At 38.6% G+C, this 14930-nt stretch carries 16 protein-coding genes and 2 tRNA genes; 9 read left to right on the top strand and 9 right to left on the bottom strand.

What is annotated here, in order from left to right; genetic code table 11:
* Positions 1-78 precede the first annotated feature (78 nt).
* The 6 genes from ACYQ0N_RS00485 to ACYQ0N_RS00460 all read left to right on the top strand — a co-directional run bounded on the left by ACYQ0N_RS00485 (position 79) and on the right by ACYQ0N_RS00460 (position 6416).
* Positions 79-2370, top strand: coding sequence for a bifunctional diguanylate cyclase/phosphodiesterase (locus tag ACYQ0N_RS00485; RefSeq protein ID WP_460161585.1), 2292 nt, complete (start codon positions 79-81; stop codon positions 2368-2370).
* 164 nt (positions 2371-2534) lie between these two features.
* On the top strand, positions 2535-3422 hold the full coding sequence (locus ACYQ0N_RS00480; RefSeq protein ID WP_460161584.1) for an alpha/beta hydrolase: 888 nt from the start codon (positions 2535-2537) through the stop codon (positions 3420-3422).
* Positions 3415-4704: a condensation domain-containing protein gene (locus ACYQ0N_RS00475; RefSeq protein WP_177531826.1), complete on the top strand. Its 1290-nt coding sequence runs from the start codon at positions 3415-3417 to the stop codon at positions 4702-4704. Before ACYQ0N_RS00480 ends, ACYQ0N_RS00475 begins: the two co-directional genes overlap by 8 nt.
* A complete protein-coding gene (locus ACYQ0N_RS00470) occupies positions 4705-5406 on the top strand; it encodes a DUF6320 domain-containing protein (RefSeq protein WP_460161583.1) in 702 nt (233 codons plus the stop codon).
* A 126-nt stretch (positions 5407-5532) separates the two neighbouring features.
* On the top strand, positions 5533-5970 hold the full coding sequence (locus ACYQ0N_RS00465; protein WP_177531824.1) for a cell wall hydrolase: 438 nt from the start codon (positions 5533-5535) through the stop codon (positions 5968-5970).
* A gap of 23 nt (positions 5971-5993) precedes the next feature.
* The gene (locus tag ACYQ0N_RS00460; protein ID WP_177531823.1) at positions 5994-6416 is read left to right on the top strand and encodes a hypothetical protein; all 423 of its coding nucleotides are present in this window, start codon (positions 5994-5996) and stop codon (positions 6414-6416) included.
* Between the two features lie 62 nt (positions 6417-6478).
* Here ACYQ0N_RS00460 and bsh read toward each other — a convergent pair whose 3' ends face one another.
* Positions 6479-7456 carry a choloylglycine hydrolase gene (gene bsh, locus ACYQ0N_RS00455; protein WP_177531822.1) on the bottom strand — a complete coding sequence of 326 codons (978 nt, stop codon included), beginning with the start codon at positions 7454-7456 and terminating at the stop codon, positions 6479-6481.
* Positions 7457-7601: 145 nt separating this feature from the next.
* Here bsh and ACYQ0N_RS00450 point away from each other — a divergent pair, with 145 nt between their 5' ends.
* Positions 7602-7820, top strand: coding sequence for a hypothetical protein (locus ACYQ0N_RS00450; protein ID WP_460161582.1), 219 nt, complete (start codon positions 7602-7604; stop codon positions 7818-7820).
* 201 nt (positions 7821-8021) lie between these two features.
* Here the strand turns inward: ACYQ0N_RS00450 and ACYQ0N_RS00445 are convergent, their stop codons facing one another.
* The 6 genes from ACYQ0N_RS00445 to ACYQ0N_RS00420 all read right to left on the bottom strand — a co-directional run bounded on the left by ACYQ0N_RS00445 (position 8022) and on the right by ACYQ0N_RS00420 (position 12379).
* Positions 8022-8321, bottom strand: coding sequence for a hypothetical protein (locus ACYQ0N_RS00445; RefSeq protein ID WP_460161581.1), 300 nt, complete (start codon positions 8319-8321; stop codon positions 8022-8024).
* A 488-nt stretch (positions 8322-8809) separates the two neighbouring features.
* Positions 8810-10096, bottom strand: a complete 1287-nt coding sequence (locus ACYQ0N_RS00440) for a DUF4417 domain-containing protein (protein WP_460161580.1) — start codon at positions 10094-10096, stop codon at positions 8810-8812.
* 235 nt (positions 10097-10331) lie between these two features.
* A tRNA-Ser gene (locus ACYQ0N_RS00435) sits at positions 10332-10421 on the bottom strand.
* Positions 10422-10446: 25 nt separating this feature from the next.
* A tRNA-Ser gene (locus ACYQ0N_RS00430) sits at positions 10447-10535 on the bottom strand.
* An 82-nt stretch (positions 10536-10617) separates the two neighbouring features.
* A complete protein-coding gene (locus ACYQ0N_RS00425; protein WP_460161579.1) occupies positions 10618-11946 on the bottom strand; it encodes a CCA tRNA nucleotidyltransferase in 1329 nt (442 codons plus the stop codon).
* Positions 11947-12073: 127 nt separating this feature from the next.
* Complete coding sequence (locus tag ACYQ0N_RS00420) at positions 12074-12379, bottom strand: hypothetical protein (protein WP_177532995.1); 306 nt, start codon at positions 12377-12379, stop codon at positions 12074-12076.
* A gap of 183 nt (positions 12380-12562) precedes the next feature.
* Between ACYQ0N_RS00420 and ACYQ0N_RS00415 the strand changes: the two genes are divergently transcribed.
* Positions 12563-12685 (top strand): hypothetical protein, encoded by a 123-nt coding sequence (locus ACYQ0N_RS00415; RefSeq protein ID WP_460161578.1) that lies wholly within the window; start codon positions 12563-12565, stop codon positions 12683-12685.
* A 158-nt stretch (positions 12686-12843) separates the two neighbouring features.
* Here ACYQ0N_RS00415 and ACYQ0N_RS00410 read toward each other — a convergent pair whose 3' ends face one another.
* Together ACYQ0N_RS00410 and ACYQ0N_RS00405 are read right to left on the bottom strand one after the other, a co-directional pair.
* A complete protein-coding gene (locus ACYQ0N_RS00410) occupies positions 12844-13251 on the bottom strand; it encodes a flavodoxin (protein WP_460161577.1) in 408 nt (135 codons plus the stop codon).
* An 11-nt stretch (positions 13252-13262) separates the two neighbouring features.
* Entirely contained in the window at positions 13263-13838 is a 576-nt protein-coding gene (locus ACYQ0N_RS00405) for a DUF3793 family protein (RefSeq protein WP_177532993.1), read from the bottom strand.
* A gap of 213 nt (positions 13839-14051) precedes the next feature.
* Between ACYQ0N_RS00405 and ACYQ0N_RS00400 the strand changes: the two genes are divergently transcribed.
* Positions 14052-14843, top strand: coding sequence for a ZIP family metal transporter (locus ACYQ0N_RS00400; RefSeq protein WP_177532992.1), 792 nt, complete (start codon positions 14052-14054; stop codon positions 14841-14843).
* Positions 14844-14930 lie beyond the last annotated feature (87 nt).

Genomic DNA, 14930 nt, shown 5'->3' with positions numbered 1-14930 from the left:
ATATATAGCTTTATTGTTGATTTATGGAAGATAATGTGATATAATATTACGAGTTAAATTTAAATAATGGAGTTGATTATGGAAAAAAGTAAAAATAATATTCCCCGTTATATAATCATAGGCGCTTTGTTGATTATTTTTCTTATAGCTTTTTGTATAAGATATGTTTCATTCATTTGGAATAACGAAAATGATAATTTGCTGAAATATGAAGTAGATACCAATAAGAAAAACGCAATAATTATAAATAATAAAATAAACGGATATATAGATTCTCTTGTGACTCTTTCATCGGCTATAACAAGCCATACCGGAGACGATGATTTTAAAAGCGATCTCATAAAAAATGCGCTGAACAATAATGCTTTTAAGCGTATAGGATTCGTTCTTTCCGACGGCTCATCTTATATAGAAGACAATAAGCTGGGCGTTCTTTATTACAGCAACGTTAATTTGCGGGAACGAGAATACTATCGGAAAGCGATAAAAGGCGAACGCTATGTATCTGCGCCTTCCAAAGATCAATGGTCAAATGAAAGCGTGGTAATTATAAGCGTCCCGATTTACGACGCAAACAATAAAATAATAGGTATTTTAGCAGGAGTGAACAATACATCCCATTTTATAAAATCGCTTGAAAATGATTATGAAAAAAATCATGAAAATACCGAAGCTTTTTTTCATATAGTATCTTCCGACGGAAATATAGTTTTCCGTTCTACCATCAATAAAAACGGAGTTGCAAAAAATATATTCGAAGGCGATTATGAATATATCGACGATATGGAAAAGCTTAAAAGCAATTACAGCAGCGGAAAAAGCGGAATCACAAAATTCAAATTAAAGGGTATAGAAGAACGATACTCGACATATACCCCAATTAACATCAACGACTGGTATTTAACGTCAGTTATACCGGTTGACTCTATTAAAAACCAAGTTATAAACATCATTTTGTATACGGTTGCCTTAATGGTAATTCTGTCGATTACCTTATGTATGTTAATTTTTTCAGTGATAAATATTCACAAAAAGAATCTTCGCGAAAAATACGCGCTTGCATTCAAGGATTCCCTCACGGGCTGCTATAATAAAACAAAATTTATTATTGAACTTCAGAATCACCGTAATTTATATGACGATCATCACGCGGTTCTGATGTATGATATTAAAAATTTTAAGGCTTATAACAATATATTCGGTTACCAAAGCGGCGACGAGCTTATAATAAAACTCGGCAGAATTTTTTCATCAAATATAAAAAGCGACGAACTTGTCTCAAGAATTTATGCCGAAAGGTTTATTCTACTCGTAGATTATTCGACAAAAGAACGTCTTAATAACAGAATAAATTATATTTTCAAGGAAATCGGCAAAGTCTTAAACGAAAGTAACGAATCCCAATATACTCTTATTGCCAGGTGCGGCGTGTATCTGATAAACGAAGTCGATACAGAACTTACGCCGGATACTATAATAGACTATGCAAATCAAGCGCGCATAATGATAACGGATATATCCGAAAGCACATATAACTACTTTGATTTCAACGAATATACAGTAAATAGCCAAAAGGCTAAAATAGAATCCCATATGCAAACAGCTCTTGAAAATAATGAATTTTTAGTCTATCTTCAGCCAAAATATTCAATAGTCGACAGTGAACCGATTCTCAACGGCGCAGAAAGTCTTGTAAGATGGAGATATAAAAATGAGAAATTTATGTTCCCGGACATTTTTATACCCACATTCGAGCAAAACGGCTTTATTACCAAGCTTGATCTTTACATGCTTGAACACACTTGCAAGATATTAAGAAAATGGCTGGACGAGGGCAAAAAATGCGTACCTATTTCCGTAAACCAATCCAGAGCGAACGTTTTCAATTCAGCATATCTCACAACTCTCCTTGAAATAATCGACAAATATGAAATACCGCATGAGCTGCTTGAATTTGAGATAACCGAAAGCGCGGTTATGGACGATATAGGACAGGTAAGGGAACACTTCAGGCAACTCAGAAATCACGGATTCCTGACAAGCATGGACGATTTCGGAAGCGGATTCTCCTCGCTTAATATGCTCAAGGATATTGAAGCCGATATAATTAAAATTGATAAGGGATTCTTTGACAGAGCGTTTGATTCCGTCAAGGGAAAATATATTGTTAAAACCGTTATATCTCTTGTAAAGGGACTCGGCTATAAGGTTATAGCCGAGGGTATAGAAACAAAAAAACAGTTAGAATTTTTAAAAACCTGCGGCTGCGACAGCATACAGGGCTATTACTTCGGCAAACCTCAGCCTTGGAATGATTTCGAAAATGAACATCTCAGCAAAATACAAGAAAGTGAAAACGCCGTAAGATAAATTCAGAATTTATAAATGGGAAGTAATTTAAACGACAAAATTTTCTTGACAATTTTTGCTTATACTGTTATAATATAAATCCAAATTCTAACAAGTAATTACAGTAAGACACCGCCGTCTTATAAGGGACGGCGGTGTGTTTTTTTACAAAGATCGGAAGTATTATGGAATTTTTTACAAAAGTATTGAAAACGCAGATATCAATTGTCAGTAAGCTTGCCGACGGATGTTCCGTTGAAAAATCAAGATTTGCACAGGATAAGATAGGCGAGCTGATGGCGCGTAAATACAAGCAGGAAGTTTCATACGAAAAAATACGGTCCGGCGAATTTCATGCTGAATATATTATACCTGATGAAAAGAAATTAAACGGTATTATTTTATATCTTCACGGCGGGGGCTATGTATCGGGAGGAATGAATTACGCAAAGGGCTTCGGAACAATATTAGCCTGCCAGAATAAAATTCCCGTATGCTGCGTAGCTTATCGCCTGGCGCCGGAAAACGCGTTTCCCGCCGCATTGACCGACGCGTTAAACGCCTACCGCTTTCTTATTCTGGAGGGATATTCTCCGGAAAATATTATACTCTGCGGCGAATCTGCCGGAGGCGGTCTTGCCTATGCGCTGGCGCTGAAACTCAAGGAGGAAAAGCTTGAAATGCCCTGCGGGATTATAGCCGTTTCGCCATGGAGCGATTTGACCTTATCCGGCGTATCCTATGACAAAAATCTTGAAAACGATCCGTCTATGACAAAAAAACGCCTGAAATTCTATGCGGACTGCTATACGGATCAGCCGGAGCTTCCTCTTGTATCGCCGCTTTTCGGAGATCTTGCAAATCTGCCTCCCTCCTTGATTTTTGCAGGAGGAGACGAAATTCTGTTGAGCGATTCTGAAGAACTTCATGAACGGCTCGTTTCCTGCGGCTGCCGATCGCAGTTGCATATTGCTCCGGAAATGTGGCATGTATATCTGCTTTATAATTTAAAGGAATTTGAAGAAGACTATAAAAGAATCAACGAGTTTCTGAAAGAGGTGCTCAATGACTGATAAAAAGCGATTATGGATGCGGCTGGATAATGCGGCAAAGCTGTATCCGGCGGTAAGAACCAAAAACTGGAGCAACGTATTCAGATTGTCGGCGACGCTTACGGAACTAATAGATCCCGCGTTTCTGCAATCCGCACTTGAGTCTACTATAAAGCGCTTTCCCTCTGTCGCCATGAGACTCAGGCACGGCTTCTTCTGGTATTATCTTGAAGAAATTCCTAAGGCGCCCCAGGTTATTTACGAACGTCCGTATCCGTGCAGTAAAATGTCCGGAAAAGATATAAAGACCTGCGCTTTCCGCGTTCTTTATTATGAAAACCGTATAGCGGTCGAGTTTTTCCATTCACTGACCGACGGAAACGGCGGACTGGTATTCATAAAGACGCTTGCGGCAGAATACATCAAGCAAAAAAGCGGCGTTGAAATTCCGTCCGTAAACGGTGTTTTCAACCGCTTGGAAAAGCCCGACCAACGCGAGCTTGAAGACAGCTTTTTAAAGCATCATGGAGCCGCCTCGGGATCCAGACGTGAAAAAACCGCCTATAAAATACGCGGTACAAAAACAAACGGTTTTCATTATCTGACCACCGGAATAATCAGCTTAAACGACGTCCTTGCCGAATCAAAAAAACGCCATGTAAGCCTTACAGCGTTCATAGTTTCGGTTATGATATTTTCAATAATGCAGATGCAGGATCATGACATACCGGATAAGAGAAAACAAAAGCCGATAAAAATTCTTATTCCGGTTAATCTGAGGAAATATTTTGACAGCATTTCCATGCGCAATTTTGTACTTTACATTACGCCGGGAATAGAAGCAAATCTGGGCGAATTTACTTTTGATGAAATAGTAGAAGCTATACACCACCAGATGAAGCTCCAGCTAACCGAAAAACAGATGAGAACAAGAATAACCGCAAATGTAAGAGCTGAAAAAAACAAGCTTCTGAAGGTTCTTCCTCTTTTTCTAAAAAATATCGGAATGAAAATAATGTTTTCCCTGGTCGGAGAAAAAAAATCCTGTATTACTATGTCTAATCTCGGCGTCGTTACAGTACCCCAAGAAATGGAGCCGTTTGTAAGCAGATTTGATTTTACACTGGGAGTACAGTCTACAGGCTGCAACAACTGCGGAATATTATCCTATAAGGATAAGCTGTATATAAACCTGATAAGAAATATTGAGGAATCGCAGCTTGAAAGACTGTTTTTCACAAATTTAGTTAAAATGGGAATAGGCGTTACTGTTGAAAGCAATCAGAAAGGAAAGGTGACATAAATGCCTTATTGCGTTAATTGCGGAGTAAAGCTAAGCGATTCCGACGACAAATGTCCGCTGTGCCAGACGGCGGTTTATCATCCCGGTCTACAGCTCAGGACAGACGGAAAGCCTCCGTTTCCCGCAGCAGAATTGAATCAGCCTAAAATGAATCCTAAATACAAAACGATTATTGCGGCCCTGGCTCTGCTGCTTCCGGCTTTATTATGTCTCGTCTGTGATTATAGCATAAGCCGGCGTATCGTTTGGTCGGGCTTTGCGTTAGGAGCAGCTCTGTTAATCTTCTTCGCCGTTTTTATCCCCTTGCTAATTTCAAATAAAAACGTATTTTTTTATTTATTTGTCGATTTTGCGGTAATTCTCGGCTACCTGAAATACATTGAATATAAAACCCTCGGAAGCTGGTTTATAACGTTTGCATTGCCCGCTATGATTTCAATTATGATAATTGTATCAGCCGGACTTCTCTTAAAGCGCTTTACTCGTTTTACAAATCTTATGATTTCGGCTATTTCACTTATACTAATCGGATTCGAATGCGTGCTGCTTGAATTTCTTATCAGCAGAAATTTTACAGAGCAGGAGCATTTTATCTGGTCTTACTATCCTCTTATTACATTTGTTGTTTTGGGAATTATTCTTATTATAATTGATAAAAACCATAAGCTTAATGAAAAAGTTAAGAAAAGCTTCTTTATATAAAATATAAGCCGTTTCCTTTTAATAAAGGGAAACGGCTTTTTGGCGCGGCAGCGGTTTCATATGAATATTTTTATATTATTAGGAATATTATTATTAAAGTAATTTATCCTGAAAGGAGAGTACAATATGGCATTTTCTGATTTGGAAATATTAGCCCGGATCTTAAAGTGCGAAGCCGGAGGTGAAGGAGAAAACGGAATGAAGGCTGTCGCATGCGTTGTAATGAACCGCGTCAATATAACCTACGGCGAATACGGCAGGCTTGAAAAGACAATAAGGGCAATTATTTATCAACCCGGGCAATTTGACTGCGTCCGCGAAACCATACGGGGAAATTATAATATGCAGAATATTTATAATATGCGTCCCGATCAGGAGCATTATGATATTGCAAACTGGGCGATAGCAGGCAACAGACTCACTAACCTTGGCTTCGCGCTATGGTATTTTAATCCATTTCAGCCGACATGCCGGCAGTTTTTCCCGTCAAACGTCGGCGAATTTGTAATCCGTATCGGAGATCACTGCTTCTATAACCCCACCGCCGCATATGCCGATACGTAAATTTCTATGAAAGGAATTGTTTTATGAATAACAATTTTGACGAAAGCTTCAGACAGATTGTAAATCAATCGAGAAACCCGTCGGTAAGACCGCGAAACAACAACGACAATAAGAACGCGTCTATTCCAAATGAGCATAATTTCACGACTCCGCAGCAGCAGGCGTTCGATACCCCTGAAATGATAGGCTCCATGCAAAAGATACTTGCCGAAAACATAGGAGAATACGTTGTGATAGAATTCCTGATAGGCACTAATATAATCACACGAAAACAGGGGATTCTGTATTTTGTGGGAACAAGCTTCGTTACTCTTTATGATGATGCCAACAATAATTATATAGTCTGCGATATTTTCTCAATTAAATTTGTATACTTCTATCTCCCGGGCCAGCGTCCCAATCAAAATTTCAACATTCTTCCCAATTCAAACGGCAATATGGGCTAATAAAGCTTTTTAATACCGGAGCCGCCTTTAACCTGCGGCTCCGGTTATTTTATATATAAATCTTAATTTGCTCTTAAAATCTGCTGCGACAATACAAGCGGAATCTTAATAAGCGCGTCTGCATTCAAATCTTCACGGTTCATATCAACTGCCGTAAGCTGATTATTACCGTAGGTTTTATAGTAATAAATTCCTTTATCGGCGTTAATACAGCAGGAATAAGTTGTAATATAATCATTGCCTCCGGTAGTTTTTACGCTGCCTCGTACCATTGCCACCGAATCAAGCAAATGAAAAAACTGAGCCACACTGCCCTGCTCGGTATCCCGGCATACTGAATTCATGCTTAGATAAGACGCCTTTACAAATCTTGACGCCGGCGAATAGTCTCCGGGAAGCCCGCGGCTCCCCAGACCGTGACCGAACGGTTTAAGTCCCATACGGCTGCTTAATCCGTTTGAAGGATTTTCAGTTATAAGATTCATATACTGGCAGAGATTTGTCATCTGAAAATCAAAGGGCGGATTATTAGTAAGAACTCCGGCAGGATTATCATAAATTCTAATTCCGCCCTTAGTGGATTCAAGTACAATAGAGCTTTCACTGTCGGCAATATGCCAGTGAAGAGGCGACAGCGGCAGCCGGCCGCTAAAAGGAATATCAATAATATTTATATCTGATAAAAGCTCTCTGGCTTCTTTAACGGAGCCGCACCGGCCAAGCAGCCATGAAACAAGCTCAAACGGAGAAATATTTACGCTATGGGCCTCCTCAACGGCTGAATAAAAGGCATAGCCCGGAAAATTAAGACAAGCTATACAAAGTCCCTTTTCATTGGCCGCCTCTGCATAAAACGGGTATCCCTCATAAATTTCCGCCATTCCTATCAATGCGTAATGACGCCTCAAGGAACCGGCTTTTTTAAATTCAAAGGGATAATTACGGGGAGTAATTACTATTCCGTTTCCAAACTCATAATCCAAATCCATATTTCGTCCGAAATAAAAATCCTGCGTTTTAATCGCTATACTCGTACACATATCGTTCTCTCCTTCTTATTATATATTATTACAGAAATTTCTTAATTATTAGTCTGAGTAACCGATATTGAAGCATAAATCCGTCTCACCTTTTCAAAGATAAATTCATATAATATTATGATCATGTTTAAGGAGTGATTTCATTATGATCATGTGCGCTACTATTTTGGAAGTACAACGAGACAGACTGCTGGTACGGGATAACTCAACGTCTCAGATAGTTTCGGTAAATACGCGCTTTGCCTGCAATTTTCGCGTCAATAACAGGGTAAAGATATTCTATAACGGAATAATGACTATGAGTATACCTCCTCAGATAAACGCTATTAGGATATTCAGAATTCCGTTTAATATGTGCTTATGAAATAAAAAGAGGTCGGTAATTCCGGCCCCTTTTTATTGAATTTATAATAATAAACCGTGTTGCGTTTCTATCATTTTAAGGCTATTTTTATCAAGAAATATTATTATAATGATTTTATAAATATTAAAAACTCCGTATCTACGGCGTTTAGCGTAAATACGGAGTTTATGAATCTTTGATTATAAAATAGATGAATGAAATTTACATTATTCTCTCGGTAATTTCCACATCGTCTGTGGTAATGAAATCACGCAGTTTGACGCCGTCAAATTCAAAATCAAGAGTTTGCTCAAGGGTTAATCCGACCGCTATATCTTCTTTATCATTCCATATGCAATAACTGTCATTTTGTTTTTTTCCATCTGTACCGAATACAGCTTCAATTCCATATTCAACATTGTGATATTCAAAAGCAACATTCGCACCACATGAAAGATAAAACTTAAATTCTCCAAGTATTTCAAATTTGTGATCGGCAGGGTTATACTCATAATTTTTCATTGATTTTTCATCTCCTTCAATACATTCAAATACTTTACCAGAATGACTACTATTAATAAATTCTTCAAGTGTTAGGCTCTCCTAAAAGTCTTGCAGAATTTTCATCTTTTGGTTTCCACTCACCACCATATGCACTTCCGCCGCCTTTGCAAACATAACGTACTTTTTAATTATTATATCAGATTTGTTCTGCCGTGTCAATGAATTGGCCTTGATGTCATTGAGATATTTCCACGAGCTTATTTCGTAATTAACATAAATAATATCTCATTTTATTTCAGAAAACGTTTAACTGTAACAAATGATTTTTTCAGGTTCAATTTCAGAAATCATTTTGTTGTATCCTTCATAAACAATTCTTTCTGGTAAGATATACTAACAACGAAAATAAACATTAAAAATTCAGACAACAAAAAAATCGAATTCCATTTTTATAAACGGAATTCGATTTACCATTGTCTTATGACTATGAAATAGATTAATAAAATTTACATTATTCTCTCGGTAATTTCCACATCGTCTGTAGTAATGAAATCACGCAGTTTGACGCCGTCAAATTCAAAATCAAGAGTTTGCTCAAGGGTTAATCCGACCGCTATATCTTCTTTATCGTAAATCCATATCTCAAAATTATTATTATGACCTTCAATACCATAGTAGATACCATTATATTTAAACCCGACGTTTGCCCCACATGAAAGATAAAACTTAAATTCTCCAAGTGTTTCAAATTTGTGATCGGCAGGGTTATACTCATAATTTTTCATTGATTTTTCATCTCCTTCAATATATTCAAATACTTTACCAGAATGACTACTATTAATAAATTCTTCAAAAGTAGGTATCACTCCTTCTTTATAATTTATTGGCTGACTCATGTTGGGAAAATTATTATCCCAATTTATTAAGTGGTCGTGAGGGTTAGAATGCTGATGAGCTTTATTGTGATCTGTCAAATGTCTTTCAGCAGCAATTTTCCCTTCTTCATCATAATAATCAAGAACTTTATAGCTTCCTTTAGTTGTTTTCACGGTATTTTCCTTTATAGCGTTAGGTTTTCCTAAAAACCTTGCAGAATTTTTATCTTTTGGTTTCCATTCACCACCATATGCACTTCCGCCGCCTTTGCAAACATAACCGTACTTTTTAATTATTATATCAGATTTATTCTGCCGTGTCAATGAATTGACCTTGATGTCATTGAGATATTTCCACGAGCTTAGTTCATAATTAACATAAATAATATCTCCTTTCATTTCAGAAAACGGTTCGCTGTAACAAATGATTTTTTCAGGTTCAATTTCAGAAAGCATTTTGTTGTATCCTTTCATAAACAATTCTTTCTGGTCTTTATGATGATTGCTTTCATGAAACATATATGTGGAAACTGCTATAACCGAGCCTTTTTCAATTCCCTTTCCGCACCATCTGTTTCTGAATGTGTTGTAAAGCTGAATTGTATACGGCATTTCTATATACATACTGAAGTCCGGCGTGAGAATTCCTTTATATTGAGATAAAGGTTTCAAATACAACTCCGGTTTTTTCCATACTTTTTCAAAATTGTAGTCATACAAAAAGAAATGAACAATTCTCTCAGAATGTTTTCCATCATCTTTTTTTAGTTGATTAAATCCGAGCATAAGAAGATTTCTCAGCTCATCTTCTGTGAATTTTGCTTTCGGAACATCCGGAATACCAAATGAATTTGCAGAATCAAATTCATTTCTCAAAAACAATGGATTAGTACGATAGTTAAATTTTTCCAATGTCATTCAAATTTCCCCTTTATGTATAGTAAAGAACATACCTCTCTATAAATAGCAAGATAAAGGGAGTTTATTGCATTAAAACATACAAATAAGGAGAAACCATTTAAGAAAATAGTCAATATGTATAATTTAAATAATTAGTAATTATACAGATTGACTAACAACGAAAATAAACATTAAAAATTCAGACAACAAAAAAATCGAATTCCATTTTTATAAACGGAATTCGATTTACCATTGGCGGAGAAGGAGAGACTCGAACTCTCGCGGCAGTTTCCCACCCTACGCCCTTAGCAGGGGCGCCTCGTCACCACTTGAGTACTTCTCCATGATAACAAATCAAAATATAAAAATGGCGGAGAGGGTGGGATTCGAACCCACGGTCCCTTGCGGGATCACTGGTTTTCAAGACCAGCTCCTTAAACCACTCGGACACCTCTCCAATGCTTTAATCAGCTTAATTATTATACACTATTTTTTTCAGAATGTCAATAGAAATAATTTGATTCGTCAAATCGCACAATTTATAAGCCGTTTTTTATACTTTTTGCACGATACATCAAAGAATCACGACTATTTTCAACAATTCCGCGCATAACATTATCAAGCAATAAGCTAAGAGCATTTTTTATTTCAATACCCTTAAATCCAAGCTCAATTAAATCGTATCCATTTATATCAAGCATTTTTATACTAAAGCATTCTCCCCTATTTAATATATCCCTTAAAGACTGCTCTTGCATATCGGATTTTTTCAGCCTCTCCTTGCAAAAATCCTGTTTAGACAAGGAATCGGCGCGTTGGGCGTCAATCAAATCAAATGCGTTCCTGACGCCTATCTGATTAAGAATTTTTTTTAACTCAAATTCTGTATTCAGCTCATCGCTATGATGATATATAATGGCTTTTACATTAAGAATAACGCTTTTCGGAAACCTCATTCTCTTCATAACAGCTTCAGCTTTAAGCGCGCTTTTTTGCGCATGTCCTTTAAAATGCCCCCTTCCGGAGAAATCTACAGTAAAGCATTCCGGTTTAGCGATGTCATGAAAGAACATCGCTAATTTTACATTTTCCTTGTCAATACATTCTGAAACAGCGTTAACGGTATGCTCCCATACATCATATTTATGGTAGGGACTGTGCTGCTCAAAATCAAAGCACGGTATTACTTCAGGTATAAATACTGATATAACGTCTCTGTAGGATTTAAGTACCTCGCCTGCGTTTTGTCCGCGTATAATCTGAACAAACTCATCCCTTATGCGTTCGGCTGAAATGTTTTTCAGCAAAAGGCGCAGATTATGGACAGCCTCCGCGGTACCGCTTTCTATCGAAAACCCGAGCCTTGATGAAAACCTAAGACCGCGCAGTATTCTGAGCGCGTCCTCTTCAAATCTTTTTTCAGGAGCTCCTACGGTTCTTATAATTTTATTTTTAATATCGTCCCGGCCGTTAAAAGGATCAATCAGACCGTCGTGTATACCATAGGCCATAGCGTTGACGGTAAAGTCACGGCGTCTGAGATCTTCAATCAACGACGAGGTAAATTCCACATTGTCCGGGTGACGTCCGTCTGTATAGCCCTTTTCAAGTCTGTATGAAGTAATTTCAATAATACCGCCGTTTGTTATAACAGCCACCGTTCCGTGCTTTTCTCCCGTCAGAATAAGCTTAAAGTCCCTGAATACGTTTTTAATCTCCTCCGGACGGGCATTTGTCGTAATATCGTAATCATTAGGAGCAATATTCATTATAGAATCCCTGACGCAGCCGCCTGCAAGATAAGCCTGAAATCCGCTGCTTTCCAGCCGCTTTACCACCGTAAATACATATGAGGGAATATTAACCATAGCCGTCCTCTTTTCGTTCAAACAAAATTCACAAATTAATTATATCATAATATTAAAAAATTGTAAACCGTCACAGATTTTATCGGCAAAAAAGCCGTATCATATAAGCACGATACGGCTTTTGCCTTTATAAATCCTGTAGATCCGCCGCCGGAATATCATTTTCTATGTTATCCCTTGCAAGATCGTTATCAATCGCGGCATAAACGTCGGATATCGGCTTTTCTGCCTGCTTGTCCAAGCTATCCTTATTTTGCATAGAATAAGGCTTTGCATGATAAACCTTCTGTGAAGGAGCCTTTGTTCCCGCTATAATAGGATTGGCGCGTACTTTTCCGTGCTTTGCCTTTCCCTGTATTTCAGCTACGGGAGAAACGTCATTACGCGGCTTTGTGTGGGTTGTTTCCGGGCGGCTCATTCCTTGCTTTGCCATTTTTATCACCTCTGCTTTATTATTTCCGTTTAAATCATTTTTATCCGCCTGGCATTACTATAGCAAACCATAAAAATCCCCAATTATAGCTCAATGGTATTTTCCGCCCTCAAATTTTCCTAAGTATAAAAACGAAATATTAATATATAATAATGCCAAAGAAATTAAGGAGGGAGCAAATTTATGGCTGATAAACCTAAAAAGGACAATAATGAAAAAACCGCCGGTAACAATCAATGGACCGAAACTCACCTAAAAAGCAAGCCCGACAAACGTGAACGTCACGACGGTCCCGGCGGCAACTGAAAAAATATCCCCGCATAAGCGGGGATATTATCTGAAATTATATAAAACTGCACCGTTTAGTTAGCTTTAGGTAACTCTACTTCATAAATTACCTGCTTGCTACATAAGATGCGTCGGAATCTGCTCTAAAGCTATACGCTAATACTCTCTTCCGAAGATTATTTTATCAGCGCCCTTCCCAGCTCTCTGCACTTTTCAAGATCATCGTCTGACGGAGCTTCGTTGGCAATAAGCCCTTCTCCTCCCACAATTACCGCGCCGTCATCCTCTGCGCGCTTTACCCAGCTTCTCATCCATTCGCCGTCTCCCCAGCCATAGGATCCGAACAGAGCAATGGTTTTTCCGTTAAGACCGCTCTCGGCTTCCGCAAAAAAAGGTTCAAATTCGCTTTCTTCAAGCTCCTCCGCTCCCATAGCCGAACAGCCGAACGCCAGTCTGTCGTAATCCGAAAGTTTTCCACTGAATTCAGACACGCTGAAAAGTTCCGCATTTGCACCCTCTGCAACCGCCGTAGCCATCTGCTCCGTATTTCCTGTACCGCTCCAATAAATAACCGCTGCTTTCATAATAAAACCTCCTATGATATTCTGAGCGCACGATAAATATCGCTGCCCTGATTTAATTTATTACACAGAAATTTTCTGCATTTGTCATAATTTGTAAAGCTGCGCCTTGCCTTTTCCTCGTCTCCGTAAACCTTCCAACAGCCGCACAGCTTGAAATTATTCCCCTTATGAATAATAAAACCTTTTACATCCTCCGCAGGATACCCAAGAAAAATCCCTATTTCGTGAGGAAATTCGTTTTCTGATGAAATACGCTCAGCAAGCCTTTCAAGATCGCTTTCAAGCTTAAATAACGAGCCGCCGTAACCGTAAGCTTTAAGAATTTCCCGTCTTGCCGGTTCTGATAAGCACTTTAAAAGCAGCTTTTCGTTGTAAAGCAGCAGCAGCGTTCTTTTTTTACATCGGCACATAAGCCTGATCTTCAGTTTCCTGCCTCCTGCAATTTCATTGAATCGCTCTATCTGTCCGAGAATATTAAATTCGTCATTTTCCAATGATATAAGATTTGCGCACTTTATTCCCAGCAGCGACGGCGCTGCATGATATGCAAGCTTATTTTCAAAACGGCGGCATTCCTCCTGTGACACATAAATCCTCCTTTCATAAATATTTATTAATCGTCGTGCCGACGGCAGTAATATGCCGTTGTCAGACCGCATGAGTTAGCATATGCTTACCGAATATATAATAACATATAAACCAGGTTTTTGTCAAGAATAAATTTATATTCCGTCTGTTTGATTTAATAACAAATTTATGATATTATATAATAATTACAGACGAATTGAGGAGGAATAAAAATGAATAATATTCAAAGCGTTCTATTGGGCTTATCCCTACCTTTTATGGGAACGGTACTAGGCGCGGGCATGGTCTTCTTTATGAAAAAGGAAATACGCCCCAATGTTCAGAAGGCTCTGCTCGGCTTTGCCTCCGGCGTAATGATTGCGGCGTCTGTCTGGTCGCTGATAATTCCTTCAATAGAAATGGCGGAGAAAAACGGCAATAAAGCGGCGTGGCTGCCGTCGGCAATAGGTTTCACAGCCGGAATAGCCTTTTTGCTTCTGCTTGACAGCTTAATCCCGCACCTTCACATAAACTCCGATAAACCGGAGGGAACAAAATCCGGACTTCAAAAATCTGTTATGCTTATACTTGCTGTAACGCTCCATAATATTCCCGAGGGCATGGCAATCGGCGTCGTATTTGCCGGAATGGTCGGCAGCAGTCCGATAATTACCGTGGCCAGCGCATTTGCGCTTGCAATAGGAATCGCCGTTCAGAACTTTCCTGAGGGCGCTATAATATCTATGCCTTTGATGGGAACAGGAATTTCTAAAAGAAAAGCCTTTGTATACGGAGCGATGTCAGGAATAGTTGAACCAATCGGAGCGATTGTAACAATTCTGCTGACGTCTCTTATAATGCCGATACTACCATATATACTCTCATTTGCGGCAGGCGCAATGTTCTACGTCGTAATAGAGGAACTTATCCCCGAGGCGCAGTCGGGAGAACACAGCAATACCGCCACAATAGGCGCGGCAATCGGCTTTGTGCTGATGATGATACTCGACGTCGCGCTCGGATAAAAATAAAAAACAGCTTTAGCTTCTGTACTCCGAAGAGTCCGGCATAGCTTTTTTGTTACAAACACAATGCTGCGGCATAATATGTAA

The organism is Ruminococcus sporogenes, from assembly GCF_054655175.1.
The sequence above is the reverse complement of the archived record's forward strand: the minus strand, read 5'-3'. Positions and strand labels throughout refer to the sequence as shown.

What these genes read in the sequence shown, in the direction of transcription:
- ACYQ0N_RS00450 (WP_460161582.1), top strand. Translation starts at nt 7,602, where the DNA reads ATGATCATGTGCGCTACTATTTTGGAAGTACAACGAGACAGACTGCTG.
- ACYQ0N_RS00410 (WP_460161577.1), bottom strand. Translation starts at nt 13,251, where the DNA reads ATGAAAGCAGCGGTTATTTATTGGAGCGGTACAGGAAATACGGAGCAG.
- bsh (WP_177531822.1), bottom strand. Translation starts at nt 7,456, where the DNA reads ATGTGTACGAGTATAGCGATTAAAACGCAGGATTTTTATTTCGGACGA.
- ACYQ0N_RS00480 (WP_460161584.1), top strand. Translation starts at nt 2,535, where the DNA reads ATGGAATTTTTTACAAAAGTATTGAAAACGCAGATATCAATTGTCAGT.
- ACYQ0N_RS00475 (WP_177531826.1), top strand. Translation starts at nt 3,415, where the DNA reads ATGACTGATAAAAAGCGATTATGGATGCGGCTGGATAATGCGGCAAAG.
- ACYQ0N_RS00460 (WP_177531823.1), top strand. Translation starts at nt 5,994, where the DNA reads ATGAATAACAATTTTGACGAAAGCTTCAGACAGATTGTAAATCAATCG.
- ACYQ0N_RS00465 (WP_177531824.1), top strand. Translation starts at nt 5,533, where the DNA reads ATGGCATTTTCTGATTTGGAAATATTAGCCCGGATCTTAAAGTGCGAA.
- ACYQ0N_RS00440 (WP_460161580.1), bottom strand. Translation starts at nt 10,096, where the DNA reads ATGACATTGGAAAAATTTAACTATCGTACTAATCCATTGTTTTTGAGA.
- ACYQ0N_RS00425 (WP_460161579.1), bottom strand. Translation starts at nt 11,946, where the DNA reads ATGGTTAATATTCCCTCATATGTATTTACGGTGGTAAAGCGGCTGGAA.
- ACYQ0N_RS00470 (WP_460161583.1), top strand. Translation starts at nt 4,705, where the DNA reads ATGCCTTATTGCGTTAATTGCGGAGTAAAGCTAAGCGATTCCGACGAC.
- ACYQ0N_RS00445 (WP_460161581.1), bottom strand. Translation starts at nt 8,321, where the DNA reads ATGAAAAATTATGAGTATAACCCTGCCGATCACAAATTTGAAATACTT.
- ACYQ0N_RS00485 (WP_460161585.1), top strand. Translation starts at nt 79, where the DNA reads ATGGAAAAAAGTAAAAATAATATTCCCCGTTATATAATCATAGGCGCT.
- ACYQ0N_RS00420 (WP_177532995.1), bottom strand. Translation starts at nt 12,379, where the DNA reads ATGGCAAAGCAAGGAATGAGCCGCCCGGAAACAACCCACACAAAGCCG.
- ACYQ0N_RS00415 (WP_460161578.1), top strand. Translation starts at nt 12,563, where the DNA reads ATGGCTGATAAACCTAAAAAGGACAATAATGAAAAAACCGCCGGTAAC.
- ACYQ0N_RS00400 (WP_177532992.1), top strand. Translation starts at nt 14,052, where the DNA reads ATGAATAATATTCAAAGCGTTCTATTGGGCTTATCCCTACCTTTTATG.